The sequence below is a fragment of the uncultured Maricaulis sp. genome (assembly GCF_947259345.1).
Lineage (GTDB): Bacteria > Pseudomonadota > Alphaproteobacteria > Caulobacterales > Maricaulaceae > Maricaulis.
The window spans coordinates 283,729-294,596 of sequence record NZ_CAMYLS010000005.1 but is presented as its reverse complement, the minus strand read 5'-3'; the positions used below and the strand labels follow the sequence as shown (position 1 = coordinate 294,596).

General features: G+C 64.5%; 10 protein-coding genes. 7 read left to right on the top strand and 3 right to left on the bottom strand.

Translation table 11 applies throughout. The annotated features are described in order from the left end of the window. Positions 1–70 precede the first annotated feature (70 nt). Positions 71–1,102 (bottom strand): type II secretion system protein GspK, encoded by a 1,032-nt coding sequence (locus Q0X62_RS03230; RefSeq protein WP_297731548.1) that lies wholly within the window; start codon positions 1,100–1,102, stop codon positions 71–73. A gap of 17 nt (positions 1,103–1,119) precedes the next feature. Continuing rightward, positions 1,120–1,794 (bottom strand): type II secretion system protein, encoded by a 675-nt coding sequence (locus Q0X62_RS03225; protein ID WP_297731545.1) that lies wholly within the window; start codon positions 1,792–1,794, stop codon positions 1,120–1,122. A 255-nt stretch (positions 1,795–2,049) separates the two neighbouring features. Between Q0X62_RS03225 and gspG the strand changes: the two genes are divergently transcribed. From gspG to Q0X62_RS03200, 5 genes are all read left to right on the top strand, one after another. Beyond that, positions 2,050–2,595, top strand: a complete 546-nt coding sequence (gspG, locus tag Q0X62_RS03220; RefSeq protein ID WP_297731544.1) for a type II secretion system major pseudopilin GspG — start codon at positions 2,050–2,052, stop codon at positions 2,593–2,595. A 10-nt stretch (positions 2,596–2,605) separates the two neighbouring features. Further along, positions 2,606–3,016: a type II secretion system protein gene (locus Q0X62_RS03215; protein WP_297731540.1), complete on the top strand. Its 411-nt coding sequence runs from the start codon at positions 2,606–2,608 to the stop codon at positions 3,014–3,016. A 449-nt stretch (positions 3,017–3,465) separates the two neighbouring features. Further along, a complete protein-coding gene (locus tag Q0X62_RS03210; RefSeq protein ID WP_297731538.1) occupies positions 3,466–4,932 on the top strand; it encodes a hypothetical protein in 1,467 nt (488 codons plus the stop codon). A 306-nt stretch (positions 4,933–5,238) separates the two neighbouring features. Then, positions 5,239–7,083 carry a GspE/PulE family protein gene (locus tag Q0X62_RS03205; protein WP_297731535.1) on the top strand — a complete coding sequence of 615 codons (1,845 nt, stop codon included), beginning with the start codon at positions 5,239–5,241 and terminating at the stop codon, positions 7,081–7,083. Positions 7,084–7,094: 11 nt separating this feature from the next. Then, positions 7,095–8,297, top strand: coding sequence for a type II secretion system F family protein (locus Q0X62_RS03200; protein WP_297731533.1), 1,203 nt, complete (start codon positions 7,095–7,097; stop codon positions 8,295–8,297). Positions 8,298–8,304: 7 nt separating this feature from the next. Here Q0X62_RS03200 and Q0X62_RS03195 read toward each other — a convergent pair whose 3' ends face one another. Further along, positions 8,305–9,093, bottom strand: a complete 789-nt coding sequence (locus Q0X62_RS03195) for a sulfotransferase (protein ID WP_297731531.1) — start codon at positions 9,091–9,093, stop codon at positions 8,305–8,307. A 116-nt stretch (positions 9,094–9,209) separates the two neighbouring features. Between Q0X62_RS03195 and Q0X62_RS03190 the strand changes: the two genes are divergently transcribed. Beyond that, on the top strand, positions 9,210–9,902 hold the full coding sequence (locus Q0X62_RS03190; RefSeq protein ID WP_297731529.1) for a sulfotransferase: 693 nt from the start codon (positions 9,210–9,212) through the stop codon (positions 9,900–9,902). Continuing rightward, the gene (locus Q0X62_RS03185; RefSeq protein ID WP_297731527.1) at positions 9,886–10,866 is read left to right on the top strand and encodes a hypothetical protein; all 981 of its coding nucleotides are present in this window, start codon (positions 9,886–9,888) and stop codon (positions 10,864–10,866) included. The genes Q0X62_RS03190 and Q0X62_RS03185 overlap by 17 nt, the downstream gene beginning before the upstream one ends. Positions 10,867–10,868: the final 2 nt, after the last annotated feature.

Here is a 10,868-nt window from a genome sequence, read left to right as displayed (position 1 = left end):
GCCGGCCAATACCGCGCGCGCCAGCGCACCAGCCGGGCGCGGCGCCAGGCCGGCGGCGGACACGCGGCGGTCAACCGGCTTGAGGAAGTTCATCAAGCGCGTCGGCCTCTTCGACATGGAACGCCCCCTCGACAATCGATCCGCCCACAACATACGAAAACGCAATCTCATAGGGTTTGTACAGGTTTGCGAGCGTCAGGTCGATCCGCGTCAACTGTATGTATTCGGCGTCGGGGCGGTGGGTGATGATGAGGAAGGACGGCCCGGGCAAGGCGGAATTGTCATTGAAGGGATCGAGACCTTCCAGCCCGTCAATTCCGAAATCCTCATACCGCACCAGCCGGTCGCGATCCTCCAGCGCCTCCATGGCGCGGTCGAGCTGGCGCGCATCACCGCCGACCAGCTGGCGCAACAGGTATTCCGGCACCAGGCGGGCGCCCATGGCGGACTGGCCGCCGGCAAAGGCAAACAGATCCATCAGGCGCGGATCGGCGCACCAATCCACCTCTTCACGCCAGCCCAGCGCGCCGCACGCGTCCGAGGCGGCGGACAGCGGGGCATTGCGGGGCGTCCGGCCGGCCGGATAATCGGCCGCCTCGGCGCCGCCCAGCAAGCGCCGGTCATCTTCGTCGATATAATCGACCAGGCGCGCCGCCAGTCTTTGTGCATCGGCCCGCTCCAGGCCGAGCGCCAGCAGCAGCGCCTGCGACGCCGGACCGGGATCATCGCCAAGATTGACCAGCCCGTTCGTGCCGACCAGACGCACCACGACCGGACCATGGGCACCGGCATGAAGATAGGGCATGCCGGTCGCCGAGAGGGCTTCGCCGCCAATCCCGAAGCCGCCACTGATCGGATCCGGATCGCGAGTCCCGCCAACACGCACGGAGGAAAGCCCCATGGGTTCGGTCAGCAGAAGGCGGAGGATATCTGTCTCTGCGGCCTCGAAATCGGCCAGGGATTCCTCGCGCGCGCTGATTCGCGAGAAAACCGCATTGGCGGCACTCATCACCGTATAGGCGGCACCGAGCAGGAGCGCGATCACGGCAATCGTCCACAGGGCCAGCGGGAAGACATAGCCACGACGTGCCCGACGCGACACTCGCCTGCGGCCCGCCCTCACAATATGTCCTCCAGATCGCGTCCCCGCAGCGGCGGTGCATTCCAGCCGCTCGACGCGATCGCCCACAAGACGCGATCCTGACTGTCGACAATCATCACCAGGGCCGGGGGCGGACGATAATAATCATACCAGGGATCGAACCCCTCCTCCGGAGGCCAGGCCTCAAGCGGGTCGGGTGGTTCGTGTGCATACAGCTGGGTCATGGTCTGATAGGCAAAGCGAAAACCGATATCCTGCGCCGCAAAGCGCATCGCCACGATCCCGCCCTCCAGCTCCTCCGCGCTGTTGACCGCCTCGCGATCAATATCCTCGCTCCGGGGCTCGACTTCCTGGTAAATGAGCGCCGTGCCACCCGACTCCGGCCGCAGGGCCAGGACGAATCGCGTCGGCAAGCCATGCGGCGCCAGCACCGGGCGCCGTGTGGTGCCGGAAATGCGCGTCGTGCTGCCTGTATAGGCACCCGGTGATTCGAGATAATCAGCGACGGAGGCGGCCAGGGCGTCGCTGACGACCTCCCGCGAGAACTCGGTTTCCAGCGCCCCGGCGAGCGCGATCTCAATCCCCGCCGTGCCGCGCGCCACGGCCATGATGGATTGCAGCAGGACCAGCGCCGTGATCGACGCGATCACCAGCGCAATCAGGGTTTCCAGGAGGGTGAATCCGCGGGTCATAACGTCCTAGGATGACGACAGGCTGCGTGGTATAACGCCGTCGATTTAGACGGTCCAGCAAGCATGGCGGGTTTTACCGGGCTCGCCTGCCTGTGTTAGGGCCTGTGTTAGGGCCTGTGTTAGGGATCGATGTTGGTGACCGATTCCGGCCTTGATCGGCGATGGAGACCTTGGCCCGATCTTGCAGGTTCCGGATCGGGTATCAAAATTGAAGTGTAACCAGAATTGACGTGTAACAGTGTGACGGGACTGGCCATGCAGGTATCAATGCGGATTGCGAAACGGGTCACAAACCGGCTCTCGAGCCTCTTTTCCGGGGTTGCAAACGAAACTGCAAACGCGACAGCAAAGCGCCGTCGGCGCCTGCAGGCCGGTTATTCCCTGATGGAAGTGCTGATCGCCGTGGCCATTATCGCCACCCTGGCCGCGCTTGTCGCGCCGCGCCTCTTCGGCCAGCTCGACAGTTCCAGACAGGCCGCTGCCCTCACCCAGATCCGCATGGTCGAGACCGCGCTCGACACCATGCGCCTCGATCTCGGTCGCTATCCCAGCCAGGACGAAGGCCTGGCCCTGCTGGTCGCGCCCAGCGCCGATGTCGGTGGCAGCTGGAACGGCCCCTATATGGATGGCGGTCTGCCGCAGGATCCCTGGGGCCGGCCCTACCAGTACGAAGCCGGCGAGGACCTGTCTCGCCGCGGCCGTGTGATCAGTTTTGGCGCCGATGGCGAACCGGGCGGTGAGGGGCTCAATGCCGATATTGATCCGCGCCGGGTTGATCAACCGGCCGACGGGATCGGCTAGGGGCAGACCCATGGCGAGCAATCCGGCGCGCCGCAATCGCCGACAAGCCGGCTACAGCCTGCTCGAAGTTCTCATCGCCATGGCGATCCTGGCCCTGGCTGTCGCCCTGTTCATCCCGTCCATGTCTGCCATGTATGAGCGTCACCAGGTGCGCCAGGCCTTCGCCGCCCTCAATGCCTGGGTCCTCGAAGAGCGCACCAGCGCCCGCCTGGCCGGCCACGCCGCCGATCATCCGGCCGGCCTGATACCTTCGGCGGGGGCCGACATGCCGGACGGCTGGACCGCCGAATTGCTGGAGCCCTGGCGTATCCATCCCTCCGGCGCTTGCGCCGCGGCCCGCATCCGCATCGCCTCGCCCCGCGACCGCATCTGGGATCGCACCCTCCAAGCCCCGGCCTGCCGGGCGACTCTTCAGGTGTGAGAGGGGCAAGTGTGATGTAGATCACAGGCTGTGGGTCTCGGCGGGTGCACCGCATTGCCAGGTGCCGGGCCCGGCGGTGGTTTTTGCGCAACAGATGGACCGGAGATTAAGGCCGGTTAACCGCATTCCTGCCTATTGGCTGAGCTGTGAACGCTTTGCGAAACCGCTTGTTTGTCAAACATATGACAACAAACAATTAAACTGTCTGTACCCTGCATTGATTGCCTTTTTCTGGCCCGATTCACAGTTGACAGCCCCCCTCCAATGGGCTTTCCTCCGTCGCAGCGTCACGGGGGTTTCTCGGGCGCGAAAGGTCCGTAGGGGAGGTTTGGGTGTGCAGCTTCGGCTAGCGCCTTGTCTACTCAGCCTAGGCCTGGATCGTTTGAAAAACCGTTGTGGCAGCTGTCATGGCCATGACTTTAAATGTGTAGGAAAGAGGGGATTTCCCTATGAAATTGGTTCAACTTCTTAGCGGCGCTGCTGCTGCGGCTCTCATTGCCGGCGCTGCTAGCGCTCAGACAGTAACCGTCGACGGCACCAGTGCCATCGCTGAAGACAATATTGTTGCCGCAGAGTTCGAGGGTGCCCTTGCCGGCAACCTTATCTTGAATCTGGACATGGGCGGAGCATTCGCGGCTCTTGGTGCCGGCGGCGAAGTCGACATGATCATTACGCTGACCAATGCCGACTTTACCGGCATTGTCACCGATGATCCGACCTTCACGGATGTGAGCTGTAACTTCGACATCCAGTCCGGTGGTGGCGCTGGTGGCACGTCTGTTACGTTCCGCAGCACCGAAGCGGACCTGCAGACCTGTACCAATGGTGCGGGCACCGATGCGACTGATCTGCTCACGCTGCCGATCGAAGTAACTACTGTCGGCTCCAGCGTTGATGTGTCCGTGCAGTTCGTTCGCAATGCTGGCTCCGCTGGCTACACGGGCGGTACGACGGCGTTTGACATCATCGATTACACTGCTGCAACGGGCTACACCTTCACGGCCAACGCTGACACGACCGAACTTCTGGTCACCGGCGGTACGCTGATCAACTGGTCCGCTGGCGCCCTCGCCGGTGACGAAGGTTTCCTCGGCACGTTCGCCGCTGATGCTTTCACCGATACCGACGCTGTTGCAGGTGGTATCCAGGCTCCGACGGTTGACGTGGCCGGCACGCCGCTTGCCTCGTACGACACTGTTGTCACCGACAACAATGAAATCGTTTTCAGCTTCACGGATGTCACCAACATCACTTCGATCACGCCGACGGCTGGTGGTTGTGCGGCTCCGGACGCGGTCGCCAACACCGTCACCTGTACCTTCACTGGCGCTCAGGTGAATACGTCGAATGGTGCTCCGATCGGGTTCACGATGGCAATTTCCGCTGCAGCTGCAGTTGTCGCTCCGCAGACGATCGGTGTGACATTCACGCCGGAAGCTGAAGCCAATTGGGCTGAAGCCGGTGCTGCAAATGCCAGCTTCGCTGTGCTGGACGAAGACGATGGTGTGTTCACCACTGCTGTAAACAATGCAGCCGGCAACCCGTTCGCTTGGACGTCCCTGCGCACCACGGGCGGCACCAAGAGCGCCTTCCGCATCACGGGTCTGGAAGCTAACCCGAGCGAAATTGCGGTTGTCCTCGACAACGTGTATGCTCGCGCCGGTTCGACCGCCCCGGCTGCAGCTCGCGCTGTCATCACCGGCGCTGACGTTCAGGAAGATCCGCTGAATGCTGGCACCTTCACCGCGACCTTCACGTCTGAAGATATCGCAGCGGCCCTCGGCACCGATGGTGGCGTCAACGGCGACCTTCACTTTGAAGTCGTCCTGGCAGACGGCACCGGCGTTGGTTCGATCGCGGCTTCCCGCCTGCTGTCGACCGGCGGTGTTGTGGCTGGCTCGGGCTTCGACAACTAAGTCGAACTCCAATCCAAGACTACCGGAAGGGCGGCTTCGGCCGCCCTTCTTTTTTGTCTGGACGCGGGGCATGTGTCGGGAGAGGCATGATGCCGTCCGGGTTCGCTTCAAGTCGCGCATCCACCCCGCCAACCGCGCCCATGCGCCTCAGCCCGGGGCTTGCCAGCGGCGGGCGGTCGCGGTCTAACTCGGGGCTGGATATGTGCGGCCCGGCCCTTGCCGGCAGGCCGCCAGCTGTGATCGCCGCGCGCCGGGCCTTTCTGCAATGAGGGCCAGCCATGGGCGCCGGGCCATGGGGACGGTTTGATGGACGAGCGCCGCATTGGTGACATTCTGCTGGAGGGCGGCGCCATCGCCGCTGCCGATATTGACCAGGCCCTGGCCTATCAGCGCGAGACGCCGGTCCTGTTCGGCCAGGCCCTCCTGCGCCTTGGCGCCGTGGCCGAGGAACGCCTGCTCGCCGCCCTGTCCGCCCAGCTCGGCCTGCCCATTCTCGACCCCAGCGCCCTGCCGCGCGAGGAAAGCCTCTATGCCATCGCCCCCGCCGCCCTCGACCTGCCCCTGCGCTGGCTCGGCGAGAAGGGGGCGGTCCTGTGGTGGAGTGCGCCCGATGATGACGCCCTCATGCCGCTCGAGGGGGACGCCCTTGCACAAGGCGCCGTGACCCCGGACAGTGCCAGCCTCACTGTCTTCGCCCGCAATCCCCTCGACCCGGCGCTCAATGAACGCCTTTCCGCCGCCTGGTCCGGCCCGGTCCGCCTCGCCATCGGTCCCAATCGCCTGCTGGAAAGTGCCCTGGCACGCCTGCAATCGGCCGGCGCCCGTCGCCGCGAATCGGCCCTGACCGATGTCGAGCGCCTGCGCGAAATGGCCGAGGAAGCGCCGGTCATCGATTTCGTCAATGCCGTCTTCGAGGACGCGTTGCGCGACGGGGCCAGCGATATCCATATCGAACCCTTCGAGCATGAATTCCAGGTCCGTTTCCGGGTCGATGGCGTGTTGAGCCTGGTCCAGACCCAGCCCAAATCCCGCTTCGACGCCGTCGCCTCGCGCATCAAACTGGTCTCGGCCATGGATATCGCCGAGCGCCGCCTGCCCCAGGATGGTCGCCAGACCGTGCGCTTCGCCGGTCAGGACATTGATCTGCGTGTTTCCTCCCTGCCCGGCGCCTGGGGGGAGAGCCTTGTCCTGCGCCTTCTGCGCAAACGCCAGGAATTGCCCTCCCTTGATGGTCTCGGCCTGACCGGTCTGCAGCGCCGCGTCTTCAATACCGTGATCCGCGAGCCCAACGGGGTGATCCTGGTCACCGGCCCGACCGGTTCGGGCAAGTCGACCACGCTCTATCGCGCCCTCGAACTGGTCAATGATGGCCGCCGCAAGATCATCACCATCGAGGACCCGGTCGAATACGACATGGACGGGGTGACCCAGGTCCAGGCGCGCGCCGATATCGGCTATGATTTCGCCCGCGGCCTGCGCGCCATGCTGCGCCAGGATCCCGATGTCATCATGGTCGGTGAGATCCGCGATGGCGAAACCGCGCGCATCGCCATCCAGGCGGCCCTGACCGGCCACCTCGTCTTCTCCACCCTGCACACCAATACCGCCCTCGGCGCGATTGAACGCCTGACCGATCTCGGCGTGGAGCCTTTCCTGGTCTCTGCGTCCCTGCGCGGGCTGATCGCCCAGCGTCTTTTGCGCCGCCTTTGTCCCGATTGTTCCGCGCCAGCCCCGCGCGATGATGTCACGGCGGCCGAACGCCTGATCGAGGCCGCCCGCGCGCGCGGCGTGCTCTGGCCCGCCGATGCCTTCACTGAAGACGCCAATTGGCGCGTGCCGGTCGGCTGTGATCACTGTCGCGGTCAGGGCTATACCGGCCGCATCGCGGTCTATGAGGCCGCCGCGATTGATGGCGCCGTCAAGGAAGCCGTCGCGCACGGCTCCGGCCAGGCCGACATCCTCACAGCGGCGCGCGAAGCCGGCTTCCTGTCCATGCTGGAGGATGGTCTGCTCAAGGCACGCAGCGGCATCACCTCGGTCTCCGAAGCCATGCGTGTGCTCGGTGGCGCGGTCGATGAGACCGGCGCGGATACGCCGGCGCCCGACACCGCCCGTTCCGGCCCGGCCCGGTCCGGCAGCGTACGGGCCTAGGAGCGGGGCGCATGGCCAATTTCCTCTATAAGGGCCTGAAGCGCGATGGCGCCGCGGTGGAGGGGCGTATCAATGCGGGCGATTCGGGCGATGCCGTCAGCCAGCTGCGCGCCCAGGGTATTCTCGCCTATGAGGTCAGCCTGGTTGACGGGGAGGGCCGCCGCTTTGACCGTAAGCGCGCCCGCCCGAAGGATCGTCACCGCTTCATTCGCCAGCTCGCGACCCTGCTGAAGGCCGGCTCCCCCCTGCTCAACGCCTTCGACGCACTGCTCGAGGAGGAGCCCTGCCGCGAATTGTCCGAACAGATGGGGGCCATTCGCTCCGATTTGCGCGGCGGCGGACGCCTGTCCCAGGGCCTGTCGCGCCATATGCCTAACCTGCCGGATTATGCCCCCCGCCTGGTCGAGCTGGGCGAGGCTACGGGCTCGCTGGATATCCGGCTCAACGAGGTCGCCAGCCAGATGGAACGCGATCTCGCCTCCGCCGAGGAAGTGCGCAACGCGCTCGCCTATCCCGGCTTTCTCGCCGTCGCCGGCACGGGCGCGGTGATCTTCATCTTCATGTTCGTGGTGCCGCGCTTCTCCGCGCTCCTGGAGAACGCACAGGGTGAAATCCCGGCCATTTCCCGCATCGTTCTCGGCATCGGCGAATTCTTCAATGCCAATGTCCCGCTTGTTCTCGGCGGGGCGGTCCTGCTGGCGCTGGGCGCGATCCAGATCTGGCGCGCGCCGGCCACACGCCGCGCAGCGACCGTGATCGCCTTTCGCCTGCCCGTCCTCGGCCGTTTCCTGGAAGCCAGCGATACCGCCCGCTGGGCCCGGGTCACCGGCACTGCGTTGGCGGCTGGTGCGGGTCTGATCGACGCCCTCGCCCTGGCGGAACGTGGCGTCCTGTCACCGCGTCGCCGTGAGGGTCTGGAACAGGCCCGTCGCGCTGTCCGCTCCGGTGAAATGCTGGAAACCGCCCTGCGCGCCCACACCAATACCGACGCCATGACACTCAATCTGGTGCGGACCGGGCGCTTGTCCGGTGCGCTTGCCGAGATGCTGCTCTTCGTGGCGGAAGCCGGCGAGCAGGAATCCCGCAATCTCGCCAAGCGCCTGACCTCACTCGCCGAACCCCTGGCCATCGCCTTCATCGCCTCGGTGATCGGCCTGATCGTGATCAGCCTCGTCCTGGCCATGTCGAGCCTCTACAGCATCGACATCATCTGACATCGCCTCACAACCAGCCGTCATCCCGGCAATAGGCGAGCTGGTCCTCGCGAAAGCAGGACAAATCCTGTTCGCGCCACCGGCCACGACTGTCCGGGATGGTGACATTGCGGCAAGCCTCTTCGAGCCGGGCATTGGTGATCTTCATTCCCAACGCCTGGCAGGCTCGGCGCAGCGTTGCGACCGGCGCCTCGATGAAGCGCTCATAGTCCAGGCTCGCCGTGCGTCCGCCAAGGCGGCGCTCCCGTGCCGTTTGGGCCTGCCGGGCATGGATCCAGACATCCAGCTGCGCGGCGGGCAATGATCCGCTCCGCTCGGCCGATATACCCAGCGCCTCCCCCCAACGCTTGAGCTGGTTGGTGTTGCTGGAAAACGCCATGTCGAGAGGGTGTCGGTGCACGAAGAGAAAGGCTGCATCCGGCCATGCGGCCAAGATCTCATCGGCGAACATGTGGCTATTGGGCTCCTTGACGAGGAAGGCGCGACCCTCGGCCGCCGAATTCCGCTCCGTCACCACATCGGTCAGCCGATCAAGCGGGGCGGCTTCCGGGTGGTGCCCGGTTTCCGCCACGCCGCGCAAAATGCCCAGACGATGATTAATCGAGGGGAGGGGGGATGCCATCCAGTCGGTCCGGACGAAGAGATAGGTGAAGTCCAGGCAGTCGCGGGAGCGATTGAGCGCCGGGCCGTGCACATATCCCAGGCGTTCAAAGGCTTCCGCAACCGCGCGTGTCCCCGAACCTCCGAGCGCGCCGATTACCATGGCATGCGGTTCAAGCTGAAAAGTTTCGGTCATCGACTCCGTCTTCCTTCAACCGCACCGGATTCCTGCTGCGACGCCTCGTCCTCGCTTGCCTCATCCGCTAACCTGCGCCGAGACTGACAGGGTGCAAAGTCCGGGGGGAGACGGCAATGAGTGACAACACCTGCTATATCGTTTTGGGCATGCACCGAAGTGGCACCAGCGCGCTTGCCGGAACGCTGATGGAAGCCGGTGTGTATCTGGGTCGCGTTCTGGACAAGAGTATCACCCGCAATCCGAAAGGCCTGCAGGAACCCCCCGCCGTGCTTTACATGCAAGAGGACCTGCTCAAGGCCAATGGCGGGAGCTGGAACGAGCCGCCGGAGCAGGTGGAGTGGTTTCCGATGCATGCGGCGGTACGGGATCTGTTCATCGAGTCACGTGAGGGTGAGGCCTGCTGGGGCTTCAAGGACCCGCGCACCCTCTTGACACTCGAGGGGTGGCTCAAAGTCCTCCCCAACGCCCGGCCGCTCGGGATATTCCGCCACCCCATGGCGGTCGCTCGCTCGCTGGAAAGCCGCAACGGATTTCCGATCGAGAAGGGGTTGGCGATCTGGCATGCGTATAATTCACGCTTGCTGGACTGGCAGACGCGGCTGGATTTCCCGATTGTCCAGTGCCTGCCGGAGACGGTCGCCATGCAAGCCAAGCTGCAAAGCCTGCTTCAGGCACTGGGACTGGCCACGGAGCAACCGCTGGAATTCTTCGACGCCTCCCTGCAAACCGTCCGTGAAACCGAAGATGACAGCCTGCCCGACCCGGTCCAGAGCGTTTGGAGAGGCTTGCTTGATCGCGCGCTCTGAAACCCGGTTCTGCCCGCTATCCACCCGGCTTTTCCCCAAATTCAAGGGCGCTGAGGCCTATGCGCTGACCGGGATTGCCGCGCGTTGCGACTGGGTTGTTCTGAGTGATCGGGACGAACCCCGGGTCGCGGACCGACTCCGCACCGATATCGCCAACGTCCGAACGGTATTCGTCTCGCTCCGGTCACATGAGGTCGCGCTCGAGCATTTTCTCGACCATGTTCTGCCAAGGCTGACAGCCCCCTTCGTGCTGGTGAGCGGGTCGGAGGATGTGACCCTGCCGAACCAAACTGACAAGCGCTGGCCGGCGATGCCCGAGGCCCTGCGCGACCGCATGTTGGAGGCGCTCGATCATCCGCTTCTGCTTCAGTGGTTCTGTGAAAACCTCGATGAAGCGGCCCATCCGAAACTCCGCCCCTTGCCGCTCGGCATGGTCTTTCCCGAGGCTATGGCCGATCCGGTCCTCACCGTGCCGGAGTGGGGTGGTGCGGGCCAACGTCATCGTCGCATCCTGTGTGCTCATCGCGTCCGGGATGGTGCCCAGTGGGACATCCGCAAACAGGTGACCGCGCTGGCGAAGACCCACTGGCGCAGCTTTGTGACGGTCCTCGAGGACCCGGTCGGTGAAGACGAGTTCGAGGCGCTGATCCGGGCCCACGCCTTTGTTCTCTGTGTGGAAGGGGGTGGCCTCGATCCGTCGCCCAAGGCCTGGCAGACATTGCTGAATGGCGCTGTTCCGATCATACGAAAGACACCGCTCGCCGCCGCATATGCTGACTTTCCGCTAGTTCAGGTCGACGCCTGGCAAGCGGATGCGCTCAGCGCCGGAAAGCTCGATGAATGGTTCGAAGTCCATTTCCGAAGCGGCCGCGTCAATGCGCGACGTCAGGAGATCATCAACCGGCTCGGACTTGATTACTGGTGGGCACAGATCGAGGCCGGCTTGCCGGATACCGATCAATAAAC